22 protein-coding genes are annotated in these 14,744 nt (G+C 43.8%); 21 read left to right on the top strand and 1 reads right to left on the bottom strand.

The window, feature by feature from the left end:
• Positions 1–157: 157 nt before the first annotated feature.
• The 3 genes from cshA to NYE22_RS19665 all read left to right on the top strand — a co-directional run bounded on the left by cshA (position 158) and on the right by NYE22_RS19665 (position 3,765).
• Entirely contained in the window at positions 158–1,642 is a 1,485-nt protein-coding gene (gene cshA, locus NYE22_RS19675) for an ATP-dependent RNA helicase CshA (protein WP_003246685.1), read from the top strand.
• Positions 1,643–1,814: 172 nt separating this feature from the next.
• Positions 1,815–2,294 carry a PH domain-containing protein gene (locus NYE22_RS19670; protein ID WP_003234318.1) on the top strand — a complete coding sequence of 160 codons (480 nt, stop codon included), beginning with the start codon at positions 1,815–1,817 and terminating at the stop codon, positions 2,292–2,294.
• Positions 2,284–3,765 carry a PH domain-containing protein gene (locus tag NYE22_RS19665; RefSeq protein WP_342412079.1) on the top strand — a complete coding sequence of 494 codons (1,482 nt, stop codon included), beginning with the start codon at positions 2,284–2,286 and terminating at the stop codon, positions 3,763–3,765. Before NYE22_RS19670 ends, NYE22_RS19665 begins: the two co-directional genes overlap by 11 nt.
• Before the next feature lie 251 nt (positions 3,766–4,016).
• On the opposite strand, the gene NYE22_RS19660 is transcribed toward NYE22_RS19665, so the two are convergent.
• The gene (locus NYE22_RS19660; protein WP_041850724.1) at positions 4,017–4,616 is read right to left on the bottom strand and encodes a rhomboid family intramembrane serine protease; all 600 of its coding nucleotides are present in this window, start codon (positions 4,614–4,616) and stop codon (positions 4,017–4,019) included.
• A gap of 94 nt (positions 4,617–4,710) precedes the next feature.
• Between NYE22_RS19660 and acpS the strand changes: the two genes are divergently transcribed.
• The 18 genes from acpS to NYE22_RS19570 all read left to right on the top strand — a co-directional run bounded on the left by acpS (position 4,711) and on the right by NYE22_RS19570 (position 14,658).
• Complete coding sequence (acpS, locus tag NYE22_RS19655; protein WP_015252768.1) at positions 4,711–5,076, top strand: holo-ACP synthase; 366 nt, start codon at positions 4,711–4,713, stop codon at positions 5,074–5,076.
• Between the two features lie 165 nt (positions 5,077–5,241).
• On the top strand, positions 5,242–6,258 hold the full coding sequence (locus tag NYE22_RS19650) for an outer membrane lipoprotein carrier protein LolA (protein ID WP_120028577.1): 1,017 nt from the start codon (positions 5,242–5,244) through the stop codon (positions 6,256–6,258).
• A 114-nt stretch (positions 6,259–6,372) separates the two neighbouring features.
• The gene (alr, locus tag NYE22_RS19645) at positions 6,373–7,542 is read left to right on the top strand and encodes an alanine racemase (protein WP_015252766.1); all 1,170 of its coding nucleotides are present in this window, start codon (positions 6,373–6,375) and stop codon (positions 7,540–7,542) included.
• 115 nt (positions 7,543–7,657) lie between these two features.
• Positions 7,658–7,939: a type II toxin-antitoxin system antitoxin EndoAI gene (gene endB / locus NYE22_RS19640; RefSeq protein ID WP_003225183.1), complete on the top strand. Its 282-nt coding sequence runs from the start codon at positions 7,658–7,660 to the stop codon at positions 7,937–7,939.
• A gap of 4 nt (positions 7,940–7,943) precedes the next feature.
• Positions 7,944–8,294, top strand: coding sequence for a type II toxin-antitoxin system endoribonuclease NdoA (ndoA, locus tag NYE22_RS19635; protein WP_003156187.1), 351 nt, complete (start codon positions 7,944–7,946; stop codon positions 8,292–8,294).
• Between the two features lie 115 nt (positions 8,295–8,409).
• Entirely contained in the window at positions 8,410–9,234 is an 825-nt protein-coding gene (gene rsbRA, locus NYE22_RS19630; RefSeq protein WP_009966610.1) for an RsbT co-antagonist protein RsbRA, read from the top strand.
• 4 nt (positions 9,235–9,238) lie between these two features.
• On the top strand, positions 9,239–9,604 hold the full coding sequence (gene rsbS / locus NYE22_RS19625) for an RsbT antagonist protein RsbS (protein WP_003225190.1): 366 nt from the start codon (positions 9,239–9,241) through the stop codon (positions 9,602–9,604).
• A 3-nt stretch (positions 9,605–9,607) separates the two neighbouring features.
• Positions 9,608–10,009, top strand: coding sequence for a serine/threonine-protein kinase RsbT (gene rsbT / locus NYE22_RS19620; RefSeq protein WP_003225192.1), 402 nt, complete (start codon positions 9,608–9,610; stop codon positions 10,007–10,009).
• Positions 10,010–10,020: 11 nt separating this feature from the next.
• On the top strand, positions 10,021–11,028 hold the full coding sequence (gene rsbU / locus NYE22_RS19615; protein WP_014478900.1) for a phosphoserine phosphatase RsbU: 1,008 nt from the start codon (positions 10,021–10,023) through the stop codon (positions 11,026–11,028).
• 68 nt (positions 11,029–11,096) lie between these two features.
• Positions 11,097–11,426 (top strand): anti-sigma factor antagonist RsbV, encoded by a 330-nt coding sequence (gene rsbV, locus NYE22_RS19610; RefSeq protein WP_014475877.1) that lies wholly within the window; start codon positions 11,097–11,099, stop codon positions 11,424–11,426.
• Positions 11,423–11,905, top strand: a complete 483-nt coding sequence (gene rsbW / locus NYE22_RS19605) for an anti-sigma B factor RsbW (RefSeq protein ID WP_021481702.1) — start codon at positions 11,423–11,425, stop codon at positions 11,903–11,905. The genes rsbV and rsbW overlap by 4 nt, the downstream gene beginning before the upstream one ends.
• Positions 11,871–12,659, top strand: coding sequence for an RNA polymerase sigma factor SigB (sigB, locus tag NYE22_RS19600; protein ID WP_003246715.1), 789 nt, complete (start codon positions 11,871–11,873; stop codon positions 12,657–12,659). The genes rsbW and sigB overlap by 35 nt, the downstream gene beginning before the upstream one ends.
• Positions 12,659–13,258, top strand: coding sequence for a phosphoserine phosphatase RsbX (gene rsbX / locus NYE22_RS19595; protein WP_021481701.1), 600 nt, complete (start codon positions 12,659–12,661; stop codon positions 13,256–13,258). Before sigB ends, rsbX begins: the two co-directional genes overlap by 1 nt.
• A gap of 110 nt (positions 13,259–13,368) precedes the next feature.
• Positions 13,369–13,485: a hypothetical protein gene (locus tag NYE22_RS19590; RefSeq protein ID WP_120027795.1), complete on the top strand. Its 117-nt coding sequence runs from the start codon at positions 13,369–13,371 to the stop codon at positions 13,483–13,485.
• The gene (locus tag NYE22_RS19585) at positions 13,446–13,607 is read left to right on the top strand and encodes a hypothetical protein (RefSeq protein ID WP_003246653.1); all 162 of its coding nucleotides are present in this window, start codon (positions 13,446–13,448) and stop codon (positions 13,605–13,607) included. The genes NYE22_RS19590 and NYE22_RS19585 overlap by 40 nt, the downstream gene beginning before the upstream one ends.
• A complete protein-coding gene (locus NYE22_RS19580; RefSeq protein ID WP_321541295.1) occupies positions 13,558–13,794 on the top strand; it encodes a hypothetical protein in 237 nt (78 codons plus the stop codon). Before NYE22_RS19585 ends, NYE22_RS19580 begins: the two co-directional genes overlap by 50 nt.
• Complete coding sequence (locus NYE22_RS19575; protein WP_003246529.1) at positions 13,791–14,231, top strand: EVE domain-containing protein; 441 nt, start codon at positions 13,791–13,793, stop codon at positions 14,229–14,231. The genes NYE22_RS19580 and NYE22_RS19575 overlap by 4 nt, the downstream gene beginning before the upstream one ends.
• The gene (locus tag NYE22_RS19570; protein WP_014475883.1) at positions 14,215–14,658 is read left to right on the top strand and encodes a MarR family transcriptional regulator; all 444 of its coding nucleotides are present in this window, start codon (positions 14,215–14,217) and stop codon (positions 14,656–14,658) included. The genes NYE22_RS19575 and NYE22_RS19570 overlap by 17 nt, the downstream gene beginning before the upstream one ends.
• Positions 14,659–14,744 lie beyond the last annotated feature (86 nt).

Here is a 14,744-nt window from a genome sequence, read left to right as displayed (position 1 = left end):
ATCTTATTGAAAAACAAATAGTGTAATGGTAAGATAAAACTTAAAGTAATTCGGGCTTTGTATACGGATGGATCCTGTCCTTCTTGTCTAAAGGGCAGTTTTATAAGTGGTAAATCACGACATTACTGAAACAGCAATTAGAAGGAGTTTGAATAATTTGACTATAACGTTTCAAGATTTTAATTTAAGTTCTGATCTCATGAAAGCAATTAATCGTATGGGATTTGAAGAAGCAACACCGATTCAGGCACAAACGATACCGCTCGGACTTTCAAATAAAGACGTCATTGGACAAGCGCAAACAGGTACAGGTAAAACAGCTGCGTTTGGTATACCCCTTGTTGAAAAAATTAACCCCGAGTCTCCTAATATTCAAGCAATCGTAATCGCGCCAACCCGTGAATTAGCCATTCAAGTATCTGAAGAATTGTATAAAATCGGACAAGATAAACGTGCGAAGGTTCTTCCTATTTACGGCGGACAGGATATTGGACGGCAAATCCGGGCGTTAAAGAAGAATCCGAATATTATTGTCGGAACACCTGGACGTCTTCTTGACCACATCAACCGCCGCACCATTCGTTTAAACAATGTAAATACCGTTGTAATGGATGAAGCGGATGAAATGCTGAACATGGGATTCATTGATGATATTGAATCTATCCTTTCAAACGTGCCAAGCGAGCATCAGACACTTCTGTTCTCTGCCACAATGCCTGCGCCGATCAAACGCATTGCAGAGCGCTTTATGACTGAGCCGGAACACGTAAAAGTAAAAGCGAAAGAAATGACGGTTTCTAACATTCAGCAGTTCTATTTGGAAGTGCAAGAACGCAAAAAATTCGATACACTGACTCGCCTTCTTGACATTCAGTCTCCTGAGCTTGCGATCGTATTCGGACGTACAAAACGCCGTGTCGATGAGCTGGCTGAAGCCCTGAATCTTCGCGGATATGCAGCTGAAGGAATTCACGGTGACTTAACGCAGGCGAAACGTATGGTTGCGCTTCGTAAATTTAAAGAAGGCGCAATCGAAGTTCTAGTCGCAACTGATGTTGCCGCTCGCGGACTTGATATCTCAGGTGTTACACACGTATACAACTTCGACGTGCCTCAAGATCCTGAAAGCTACGTTCACCGTATCGGAAGAACGGGCCGTGCAGGAAAAACAGGTATGGCGATGACGTTCATTACACCGCGTGAGAAAAGCATGCTTCGCGCAATTGAACAAACAACAAAACGCAAAATGGACCGCATGAAGGAGCCTACACTTGATGAAGCGTTAGAAGGTCAGCAGCAGGTTACTGTTGAACGTCTTCGCACAACAATCAGTGAAAACAACCTGAACTTCTACATGACAGCGGCAGCTGAGCTGCTTGAAGATCATGATGCAGTAACAGTGGTTGCGGCGGCTATCAAAATGGCTACAAAAGAGCCAGACGACACACCGGTTCGCTTAACAGACGAAGCGCCGATGGTCAGCAAACGCTACAAGAACCAGCGCTCTTCTAAACGCAGAGACGGTCAAGGCGGCGGCTACCGCGGCGGAAAAGGGAAAAGCAACAACCGTTCTTCCTACGATAAAAAGCGTTCAAACGATCGCCGTTCTTCAGGTGACAGACGCCAGAAAAAATCTTACTAATTTGATCGATTCAGAGCCCAAAACATGATGTTTTGGGCTTTTTTATGTTCGCGATTTGTTATTCAGCAAACTTTCAGCTGACGGAAGCCATTTTTCTCTGTATGCTTAAGAATGAAACCTTTCTGTAAAAGAGACGTATAAGTAACGACGAAAAAAAGGGAGGTAGGTATTTTTGAGAGAGCAGCCAAAAAACCAAATCAGTCCAGACGGATTAAAGGTTTGGCGACTTCAAGAGATCATCATATCCGCTGTTTGCTTGCTTATTGTCATTGCAGTTGCAGTGTTAAGCTATTATTTTCATTGGCCGTACTGGATCAGCGGCGTGCTCGGCGCAGTTTGGCTGCTGGGATCGATTGTGACGGTCTTTATCATTCCGAAGGTCCGTCATAAGGTGTGGCGATATGAAGTCCATGAACATGAAATAGATATTCAGTCAGGTATTTTTGTGGTGACACGTGTGATTGTTCCGATGGTCAGAGTTCAGCACGTCGATACGTCACAAGGACCATTATTAAAAAAATACAACCTGGCAACGGTGAAAATTTCCACGGCCGCGACCGTTCATTCGATCCCCGCTTTAGAGATGGAGGAAGCGGATCGGCTGAGAGACTCCATTTCCCGTCTGGCGAGGGTGACTGACGATGATGTCTGAACCGAAACGCCTGCACCCGGCAGCAGTCATTTTGAATTTATGCCATACCATTATTCAAACGATAAAAAATATCATTCTGCCATTCTTTTTTGTGTATATTGTCAATTCAAACCATACTGTCCGTTTTTACGGGGCTATTGCGCTCGGTGTGCTGTTCATCTGGCTTGTAGCGGCAAGCATTATCAAATGGAGAAGGTTTACCTATCGAATTGAAGATGATGAATTTAGAATCGAAGAAGGCTTATTTGTTACGAAAAAGCGATACATATCGATTGATCGGATTCAAACAATGAATACGAGCGCGGGCCTTGTCCAGCAAATCTTTAAGCTTGTAAAGCTGCAAATTGAAACAGCAGGAGGAGGCAAAGAGGCAGAAGCCGTCCTTTCTGCTATTTCTGTTGAAGAAGCGGAACGCATCAAAGAAGCTGTCTTTAAGAAAAAAGCGCAAAGACGAGAAAATGAACTTGATGAAGAACGGCTTGAAGCTGAAGAGGAGTTGGATCAGACCGTTGAGGTGCAAGAGCACTATCGCATGAACGCAAAAGAATTGCTCATGGCCGCTTCTACCTCCGGCGGAATCGGAGTCATTATCTCCGCTGTATTTGCACTTATTTCCCAGCTTGATGAAGTGCTGCCGATGGATTGGTTATTCGATAAATTTTCCTTCCTTCAGCACGCCAGTATTGGTATTTACGCGGTACTCATTTTTATCGGTTTATTTATCGCCTGGATTTTCAGCATCGCGGGCATGATGTTTAGATACGCAAACTTTCAAATCATAAAAAAAGAACAGGAACTGGTGATTTCAAGGGGAATTATTGAAAAACATCAAGTCACGATTCCGCTGCGGAAAATACAAGCCATTAAAATCAAAGAAAATATCATTCGCCAGCTTTTCGGCTTTGTAACGGTGTCCATCGTCAGCGCAGGAGGCGGCGACCGGGAAAAAGAAGAAGGCGCTTTGACCATTCTCTTTCCAATGATTCATAAAAAAAAGCTTCCGCACATGCTCCGAACATTTACACCGGAATATACGCTGGAAGAAAACTGCCGCCGCCTGCCGCGGCGCGCGTTGAAACGCTATTTGTTCCGTTCTGTCATTTTTTCACTCTTTTTGATCATCCCGTTATGTATCTTCTTTCAGCCATGGGGCTATCTGTCAGTGATCCTGCTGCCGATAGAATTGCTCTTCGGCTATCTCGCGTATAAAGAGGCTGCATGGACGATCAACGGGGACCGTCTTCAGCTGACGTCTAGATTTATAGGCAGAACAACCGCCATTGTACTGAAAAAACGAATGCAGGTCTGCAAGTTCAGCCAATCCTATTTCCAAAAGAAAGGCCGCTTGTATACCATTTCTACTTCGGTGAAATCATCGAGCCATATGGAAGAATTAACGGTGAGGGATGTAGGTGAAGAGGATGCAGCCTTCATTTTAAAGTGGTACTCATATGAAAAAGCGGACGGTTAATACCGCCGCTCCAGCGTGTCGGCAAACCCTCGCATTCGTTGTCAGGACTGCGATTCGGTGCTCAATGCGAAGTGGATCAACGGCTAAATTCTCAGGCGTCCTGCCTAAACGCCGTCGTCATCACATCCTGTGAAAGTCCGCTCCTATGCTCGTCCTTCCTAGACTTCAAGGGTTTTCAATCACGCTGAAAAGATGACAAAATCCTAAAATGAAAACCATTTTAGGATTTTGTCAACAATCTGAAGCGGCGGTTAATACCGCCGCTCTTTTTTTTGCACGCATAAAAACGAAAGAAGAAACCCGCCGCATAGTCCAAACAAATGGGCCATCATGTTAATATTGGAGTTGATAAACGACATGAGAATGGCAAATGCGAGCAGTGTGATGATCATTTTGGAATGCTCCTGCCCAATTAACTCATTGCGAAAAAGAACCATAAACAGGTATACGCCAAATAGCCCGAAAATGGCGCCTGAAGCCCCGACATGCACGTAATCAAGCGGCTCTGTAACATAAGTGCCGATATTGCCGATGATGCCGGAGCCGGCGTATACAAGAAGGAAACGCGCTTTTCCCAGCATGCGTTCCAAAGCCGGGGCAAATAAAAAGATGGACATGGAATTAAACAGCAGATGTGTGAAACCGGCGTGCAGCAAAATCGGTGTGATAAGCCGCCACCATTCACCGTTTGCGACACCTAGATTATAGCCTGTGACGGTATCCCTCCATAACACGACTGAATGGGCAGGAAGTGAAAAAAACAGCCAGAGAACAGCTTGCAAAGCCAATATAAAGGTAACAACGGGGTAAAGCCTGATAAATGTTTGAAAATTTTCAGTCCGTATAAACATTCCGAGCCCCTTTTCTTCATTTTGGTATATCTATAGTAACACGTTTATGAGACAAACCATTTAAATAGTACGTACGCAAAGGAGGTTATCATACATGATTTACGGCATTGGGCTGGACATTACCGAGCTTAAACGGATCGCCTCTATGGCTGGGCGCCAGAAAAGGTTTGCCGAGCGGATTTTGACGCGAAGCGAGCTTGACCAATACTATGAGCTTTCAGAGAAAAGAAAAATCGAATTTCTCGCGGGCAGATTCGCGGCAAAAGAAGCTTTCTCGAAAGCATTTGGCACCGGCATTGGGAGACAGCTCAGCTTTCAGGACATTGAAATTAGGAAAGACCAAAATGGCAAGCCCTATATCATTTGCACGAAACTGAGCCAGGCTGCCGTTCACGTATCAATCACTCATACAAAAGAATACGCTGCCGCGCAGGTTGTGATTGAAAGGTTGTCAAGCTAGTCTGCATATTAGGGAAACCCCACTCATATATTTGATAGTGCATTAAGGGAGACAAGTTGTTTGAGGCTTTTATGGTACGCATCTGTTCTGCCTAAACGTGTACCGAGCGTACCGTTAAAGTCAAACAAGCGATTTCTTCCTTTTACATCAATTGAGAAAAAGGGGTTGAAAAAGGTGAGAAAAAGCTTTGTTTTGCTTTTAACGGGACTGCTTGCTGTTCTTATTCTTTCTGCCTGCGGGCAAAAAACACAGCAAGATATTGTGGCCGGGTTAGATGAAAAGGCGAAAGAATACACCTCGTACAAAGCAAAAGCGAAAATGACCATCGAGACAGGGAGTGAGCCTCAAGTATACAATGTGGAAATCTGGCACAAAAAGCCGTCTCTGTACAGGGTTTATTTAGAAAATCCGAAAAAGGACCAAAACCAAGTCATTTTACGAAATGAAAACGGAGTATTCGTTCTCACGCCGTCTTTAAATAAGAGCTTCAGATTTCAAAGCGATTGGCCGAACAACAGCAGCCAGGTTTATCTGTTTGAATCGCTCGTAAAGGATGTTCAAAACGATTCGGATGCAGTTTTCACAGCGAAAGAAAAGAAATACGTATTTGAAACAAAAACAAACTATCAGCATAACAAAATGCTGCCCACGCAAGAAATCACATTTAACAAAAAAGATATGAGCCCGTCATCTGTCAAAGTGATGGATACTGACCGGAAAGTGATGGTCAAAGTAGAATTCAGCAGCTTTGAATTTAATAAACAATTTGATAAAGAATCATTTGACGAAAAGAAAAATATGACTCTTTCTCAAATGGATGTCGCCACAAGCGCGAAGCCTTCCGATACATTTGCGGTCAAAACGCCGCTGGAACTGCCGCTTGGCGTCAAGCTGCTTGAAGAAAAAGATGTATCTACTGAAGACGGGAAGCGCATCATCATGACGTACGGAGGAGAAAAATCATTTACGTTAATTCAGGAAAAAGCCCAGATTGCCAAGGCTTCCTCCTCCGTTACGCTGAACGGCGAACCGGTAAATCTCGGCTACACCATCGGCGCCCTGTCGGATGCATCATTATCATGGACATATGACGGCGTAGATTACCTTCTCTCTTCTAAAGATCTTTCTAAAGAGGAAATGGTGACAGTAGCGAAAAGCATGCAGGGACAATCATCGAAATAACCGCCAAAGGCCAAACATGATTTGGCCTTTTTTTCGTTAGACATCGTTTCCCTTTAGCCTTTAATTTTAGTATGATATGTAAATGATATTGAATAAAAGCTAGGAAGTGTCGTAATGAGCACAAAACCTTTTTACAGAGATACGTGGGCGGAAATTGACTTGTCCGCGATAAAGGAAAATGTCAGCAATATGAAAAAACATATCGGTGAACATGTCCACTTGATGGCAGTTGTGAAAGCAAACGCCTACGGGCATGGTGATGCAGAAACAGCAAAGGCTGCTCTTGACGCCGGTGCTTCATGCTTGGCCGTGGCCATTTTGGATGAAGCGATTTCACTGCGCAAAAAGGGATTGAAGGCGCCTATATTGGTGCTTGGCGCGGTTCCCCCGGAGTATGTGGCAATCGCTGCTGAGTATGACGTGACCTTAACAGGTTATTCTGTTGAATGGCTTCAGGAGGCAGCCCGCCACACGAAAAAAGGTTCTCTTCATTTTCATCTGAAGGTCGATACGGGGATGAACAGACTTGGTGTAAAAACAGAGGAAGAAGTTCAGAACGTGATGGCCATTCTTGACCGCAACCCTCGTTTAAAGTGCAAAGGGGTATTTACCCATTTTGCGACAGCGGATGAAAAAGAAAGAGGCTATTTCTTAATGCAGTTTGAGCGTTTTAAAGAGCTGATTGCTCCGCTGCCGTTAAAGAATCTGATGGTCCACTGCGCGAACAGCGCCGCCGGACTCCGGCTGAAAAAAGGCTTTTTTAATGCAGTCAGATTCGGCATCGGCATGTATGGCCTTCGCCCGTCTGCTGACATTTCGGACGAGATACCGTTTCAGCTGCGTCCGGCATTTACCCTGCATTCGACGCTGTCGCATGTCAAACTGATCAGAAAAGGCGAGAGCGTCAGCTACGGAGCCGAGTACACAGCGGAAAAAGACACATGGATCGGGACGGTGCCTGTAGGCTATGCGGACGGCTGGCTCCGAAAATTGAAAGGGACTGACATCCTTGTGAAGGGAAAACGCTTGAAAATTGCCGGCCGAATTTGCATGGACCAATTTATGGTGGAGCTGGATCAGGAATATCCGCCGGGCACAAAAGTCACATTAATAGGCCGGCAGGGGGATGAATATATTTCCATGGATGAGATTGCAGGAAGGCTCGAAACCATTAACTATGAGGTGGCCTGTACAATAAGTTCCCGTGTTCCCCGTATGTTTTTGGAAAATGGGAGTATAATGGAAGTAAGAAATCCTTTATTGCAGGTAAATACAAGTAATTAACTTACCTAAATGGAGAATTCATAAAACAGCTTTGCTTGAAGAGTGAATAATGGTATCATTATCACTGGATGGATAAAAGAGTCGTATCCGTAAGTTTGGTGGAGGTGTATGTTTTTTGTCTGAATCCAGCGCAAGAACCGAAATGAAAATCAGCTTGCCCGAAAACCTAGTAGCTGAATTGGATGGTGTAGCGATGCGGGAGAAACGAAGCAGAAACGAACTGATATCACAAGCAGTGAGAGCGTATGTCAGCGAACGAACAACTCGTCACAACCGTGATTTGATGAGACGCGGCTATATGGAAATGGCGAAAATCAACCTGAATATTTCTTCTGAGGCTCACTTTGCGGAGTGCGAGGCTGAAACGACAGTTGAGCGCTTAGTCAGCGGAGGATAATCATTTGATTGTGAAACGCGGCGATGTTTATTTTGCTGATTTATCTCCTGTTGTTGGCTCAGAGCAAGGCGGGGTGCGCCCGGTTTTAGTGATCCAAAATGACATCGGAAATCGCTTCAGCCCAACTGCTATTGTTGCAGCCATAACAGCACAAATACAGAAAGCGAAATTACCAACCCACGTCGAAATCGATGCAAAACGCTACGGTTTTGAAAGAGATTCCGTTATTTTGCTGGAGCAAATTCGGACGATTGACAAGCAAAGGTTAACGGATAAGATTACTCATCTGGATGATGAAATGATGGATAAGGTTGATGAAGCCTTACAAATCAGTTTGGCACTCATTGATTTTTAGACATATTTGCAGGTTGCTCAAATAGAGCAACTTTTTTTGTTTTCAAAAAACATAAACGATATAATAGTGAAATAACGAAAAAAATATGTTGTTTTTTATTGGGAGGTAAGCGAATTTGATGTCGAATCAGACTGTATACCAGTTCATTGCCGAAAATCAAAATGAACTGCTCCAATTGTGGACTGACACACTAAAAGAATTAAGCGAGCAAGAATCCTATCAGCTGACTGACCAAGTGTATGAAAATATATCTAAAGAATATATCGACATTCTGCTGCTGTCTGTTAAGGACGAAAACGCTGCTGAAAGTCAAATCAGCGAACTGGCGCTTCGAGCGGTCCAAATCGGACTGTCTATGAAGTTTTTGGCTACTGCGCTTGCTGAATTCTGGAAGCGTCTCTATACGAAAATGAATGATAAGAGATTGCCAGATCAAGAGAGCACGGAATTAATCTGGCAGATTGACCGCTTTTTCAGCCCGATTAACACAGAAATTTTTAATCAATACTCAATCTCATGGGAAAAAACAGTATCCCTGCAAAAAATCGCACTGCAAGAGCTGTCAGCCCCGCTTATCCCGGTGTTTGAAAATATCACTGTGATGCCTCTTGTCGGAACAATTGATACCGAACGCGCGAAACGAATTATGGAAAACCTTCTTAATGGCGTCGTCAAACACCGTTCCCAAGTCGTGCTGATTGACATTACAGGTGTCCCTGTCGTCGATACGATGGTTGCCCATCATATTATTCAGGCATCAGAAGCTGTAAGGCTTGTCGGAGCAAAATGCCTGCTGGCCGGAATCCGTCCGGAAATTGCTCAAACAATCGTCAACCTGGGGATTGATTTATCCCAAGTTATAACTAAGAATACCCTGCAAAAAGGAATTCAAACAGCATTGGAAATGACGGATCGAAAAATCGTTTCATTGGGGGAATAACATTTTGAGACATCCGAAAATCCCGATCTTGAAACTGTATAATTGCTTATTAGTATCCATTCAATGGGAACTTGATGACCAGACAGCATTAACTTTTCAAGAAGACTTATTAAATAAAATATACGAAACAGGTGCTAACGGAGTCGTCATTGACCTGACATCTGTGGATATGATTGATTCATTTATCGCGAAAGTGCTGGGCGACGTCATTACAATGTCTAAGTTAATGGGGGCTAAAGTCGTCTTGACCGGCATTCAGCCCGCTGTGGCAGTGACGCTGATTGAACTTGGAATCGCGCTTGAGGAAATCGAAACTGCGCTCGACTTAGAGCAGGGGCTTGAGACATTGAAGCGGGAATTGGGGGAATAGCGAATGAACGACCAATCCTGTGTAAAAATCATGACAGAATGGGATATTGTGGCCGCCAGACAGCTGGGACGAAACGTTGCGAAAGAACTGGGTTTCGGCACGGTAGACCAGGCTAGAATTACAACGGCTATTTCAGAATTAGCCAGGAATATTTATTTATATGCCGGCAAAGGGCAGATTGGAATTGAACAGGTCGCAGACAGAGGAAAAAAAGGCCTGAAAATCATAGCGGAAGACCAAGGGCCGGGAATTCCTGATATCCGAAAAGTCATGGAAGACGGGTTTTCAACGTCTGGAGGACTAGGTGCGGGACTTCCCGGGGTCAAAAGGCTGATGGATGAATTCAGCTTAAATTCCGTAGCGGGGGAAGGAACAGAGATACAAGCCATCAAATGGCTTCGGTAGGAGGTAAGAACGTGGATTTTAGGGAGGTTATTGAGCAGCGGTATCATCAGCTGCTTAGCCGATATATAGCCGAATTAACAGAAACATCTTTATATCAAGCCCAAAAATTCAGCCGAAAAACAATCGAGCACCAAATTCCTCCGGAAGAAATCATCAGCATTCACAGAAAAGTGCTGAAGGAGCTGTATCCAAGTCTCCCGGAAGATGTGTTTCATTCGCTGGATTTTTTAATAGAAGTCATGATTGGTTATGGAATGGCTTATCAGGAGCATCAAACCCTTAGAGGGATACAGCAGGAAATCAAATCAGAAATTGAAATCGCGGCAAATGTCCAGCAGACGCTGCTCGGAACTAAAGTTCCTCAGGAGGAAGCGCTGGATATCGGCGCCATCAGTGTTCCCGCTAAACAGATGAGCGGTGATTACTACCACTTTGTCAAAGACAAGGAATCCATCAATATCGCAATCGCGGACGTGATCGGAAAAGGCATTCCAGCGGCTTTATGCATGTCCATGATTAAATACGCGATGGACTCTTTGCCGGAAACGGGCATACACCCTTCTCAAGTGCTGAAAAATTTGAATCGTGTTGTTGAACAAAACGTTGATGCCAGTATGTTTATTACGATGTTTTATGCGAATTACAATATGGACAATCATCAATTTACATATGCTTCAGCGGGACATGAACCGGGATTCTATTATTCTCAAAAGGACAACACGTTTTACGATTTAGAGGCCAAAGGACTCGTTCTCGGCATCTCACAGGACTATGACTACAAACAATTCGATCAGCATCTGGAAAAGGGCGATATGATTGTTTTATTTTCTGATGGCGTCACAGAATGCAGAACGGAAAACGGTTTCTTGGAGCGTCCTGATCTGCAGAAGCTCATTGAGGAACATATGTGTTCCTCCGCGCAGGAAATGGTCAAAAACATTTATGACAGCCTCCTCAAATTGCAGGATTTTCAGCTTCACGATGATTTTACGTTAATTGTTTTGCGGAGAAAGGTTTAACGTCTGCCAGACGAGGGTATAAAGCAACTAGTGATTAGTGATTTGAAGGAAAATTTGAGGTGATACGAATGAATATAAATGTTGATGTGAAGCAAAACGAGAATGATATACAAGTAAACATTGCAGGAGAAATTGATGTATACTCAGCCCCGGTGCTCAGAGAGAAGCTCGTTCCTCTGGCAGAACAAGGAGCTGACTTAAGAATTTGCCTGAAAGATGTCAGCTACATGGACAGTACCGGATTGGGCGTTTTTGTAGGGACCTTTAAAATGGTGAAAAAACAAGGCGGTTCGCTGAAACTTGAAAATCTTTCTGACCGGCTGATCCGACTGTTTGACATTACAGGCTTGAAGGACATCATTGATATTTCTGCAAAGTCAGAAGGTGGAGTGCAATGAAGAATAATGTTGATTACATCGAAATGAAAGTGCCGGCCCAACCTGAATATGTTGGAATTATAAGACTGACGCTATCAGGGGTCGCAAGCAGAATGGGCTATACGTACGATGAAATTGAAGATTTGAAAATCGCAGTCAGCGAGGCGTGCACAAATGCGGTTCAGCACGCTTACAAAGAAGATAAAACTGGGGAAGTGTCAATACGATTCGGTGTGTTTGAAGACCGTTTAGAGATTATTGTGGCGGATGAAGGAGACAGCTTTGACTTTGATCAAAAGCAGCAGGATCTAGGGCCGTACACACCTTCGCACACAGTTGATCAATTATCAGAAGGAGGGCTCGGTCTATATTTAATGGAAACGCTCATGGATGAAGTCAGAGTGCAAAACCACTCCGGCGTCACCGTAGCGATGACAAAGTATTTAAATGGGGAGCGAGTTGATCATGACACAACCATCAAAAACTACGAAACTAACTAAAGATGAAGTCGATCGGCTCATAAGCGATTACCAAACAAAGCAAGATGAACAGGCGCAGGAAACGCTTGTGCGGGTGTATACAAATCTGGTTGACATGCTTGCGAAAAAATATTCAAAAGGCAAAAGCTTCCACGAGGATCTCCGCCAGGTCGGCATGATCGGGCTGCTAGGCGCGATTAAGCGATACGATCCTGTTGTCGGCAAATCGTTTGAAGCTTTTGCAATTCCGACAATCATCGGTGAAATTAAACGTTTCCTCAGAGATAAAACATGGAGCGTTCATGTGCCGAGACGAATTAAAGAACTGGGTCCAAGAATCAAAATGGCGGTTGATCAGCTGACCACTGAAACACAAAGATCGCCGAAAGTAGAAGAGATTGCCGAATTCCTCGATGTTTCTGAAGAAGAGGTTCTTGAAACGATGGAAATGGGCAAAAGCTACCAAGCCTTATCCGTTGACCACAGCATTGAAGCGGATTCGGACGGAAGCACCGTCACGATTCTTGATATCGTCGGATCACAGGAGGACGGATATGAGCGGGTCAACCAGCAATTGATGCTGCAAAGCGTGCTTCATGTCCTTTCAGATCGTGAAAAACAAATCATAGACCTTACGTATATTCAAAACAAAAGCCAAAAAGAAACTGGGGACATTCTCGGTATATCTCAAATGCACGTCTCGCGCTTGCAGCGCAAAGCTGTGAAGAAGCTCAGAGAGGCCTTGATTGAAGATCCCTCGATGGAGTTAATGTAATGATCCAGGTTGAAGAAAATGAGCATATTCAAACTCTAGTATATCAACTGAATAAAGAAGGGAAATCGATTTGCGGTGACAGCTTTTTTATGAAAGCTGATGATAAGGAGTTAATTTGCGCGGTTGCTGACGGACTGGGAAGCGGATCACTTGCTAACGAATCCTCTGCAGCCATCAAAGACTTAGTGGAAAACTATGCGAGTGAAGACGTAGAAACAATTATCGAACGCTGTAATCAGGCGATGAAAAACAAAAGAGGCGCTACAGCATCTATCCTGAAAATCAATTTTGAGCAAAGGCAGTTTACGTACTGCTCTGTCGGAAATGTACGGTTTATTCTGCATTCCCCGTCTGGTGAAAGCTTTTATCCTCTGCCGATTTCGGGCTATTTATCAGGCAAGCCGCAAAAATACAAAACGCACACCGCCACCTATGAAAAGGGTTCAAAGTTCATTATACATACAGATGGACTCAACGTACCTGATATCCGCTCCCATTTAAAAAAAGGCCAATCGGTAGAAGAAATATCGAATTCGCTGAAAATGTATACGACATCGAGAAAAGATGACCTGACCTATATTCTCGGACAGCTGTCCTAAAAAACCTGAAAAAGAAGCTGGACATCCGGCTTCTTTTTTTTTGCGGTTGACTATTAATAAGTGCGCTTATTATAATTAATAAGTGAACTTATCATTCTGGGAGCTTATGGATGTGGAATTATGAATACACAGCGATAGCTGATGCGGATGTGGGAAAACCTGGAACTGTTATCAGGAAACAGAAACAATGGATCAATGGGAGACGGGTATTGCATCAGATTCTTTGAAAGGACAATTTCAAAATGGAACGGAAGGAACATTGCTTCTGCAAGGAAAAACAATTCTCTTATGGCTTGAGCATGTGGAGAAACATCGGGCGTTTTCTGTCATGGTCAACATGCCCGCATAGCAATGTAAAAATGGAGTTTTTTCACGTGCTTCAAAAGCAAAAAGAAGATTTGTATATCACATATGGAATTGTATTAGAAGGCGCTGAAGCAAAAAAGTGGGGAGAAATCATTGGGACTGAACTGTCTAAAGACATGCCGACGGCTGTCAGCAGGCTTGTTCACCTTTGCGGAGGAGTGATAAAATGAACACAAATTATTGGATCGGCGTTGTGTCAGAGCAGCATGTATTAAAAGGCGCTGCCGGCGGTTTTGCACAGCTGTGCCATGGAAAAAAAGCCCCGCTCGCCAAAATGAAAGAGGGAGATTGGCTGATTTATTATTCTCCGAGAGACGCATATCCAGACGGCAAACTGCTGCGAAGCTTTACTGCGATCGGCAAAGTAAAAAGCGGAAACATCTATCCGTATCAAATGGCTCCGAATTTTATTCCATACCGATTAGATATAGACTATTATCCATGCCATAAAATCGGTTTTTACGACATTAAATCAAAGCTTGAATTCGTTCAGGAAACCAAGCATCTTGGCTTTTTATTTCGCAGAGGACACTTTGAAATAAGCAAAAAAGATTTTTTGACAATAGCACAAGCGATGGGAGTTAACATAAGTGGAATGGCACTCTAAATTTAGCGGTCCGAACACAAGCCCGGGCTTTTTATTATGGCAGGCCACGCAAAGCTGGCAGAGGAAAGTGGGAAAAGCATTGGCTGAGTTTGACCTGACCCACGTTCAATTTGTTCTGCTGACCTCGTGCAAGTATATGATTGCTCACGGAGAAACCGTCACGCAAAAAAAACTTGCAAGCTTCAGCCAGACCAATATCATGATGGTTTCGGAGGTTGTGCGGACGCTTGAGAAAAAAGGATTTATCGAAAGAAGCAAAAATCCCCAAGATAAAAGAGAGGTTCTCCTGTCTCTTACAGAAACAGGAGGAGAAAAAGTAACAGCGGCTTTGCCAATTGTTGAGAAGATTGATCAAGCCTTCTTTGCAGCTGCGATGAAAAAAGAGAATTTTCTGAGCGGATTACAGGAACTATTGAAACATGAGTAAAGATACGGGCAGCGTCAGCTGTCTTTTTTTATGTGTTTTTTTCGGTTTTTGATACACTAGAGACAGAACGACAAAATTGGAGGCTT

The sequence above is a fragment of the Bacillus sp. FSL K6-1560 genome (assembly GCF_038592935.1).
Lineage (GTDB): Bacteria > Bacillota > Bacilli > Bacillales > Bacillaceae > Bacillus > Bacillus subtilis.
The sequence above is the reverse complement of the archived record's forward strand: the minus strand, read 5'-3'. Positions and strand labels throughout refer to the sequence as shown.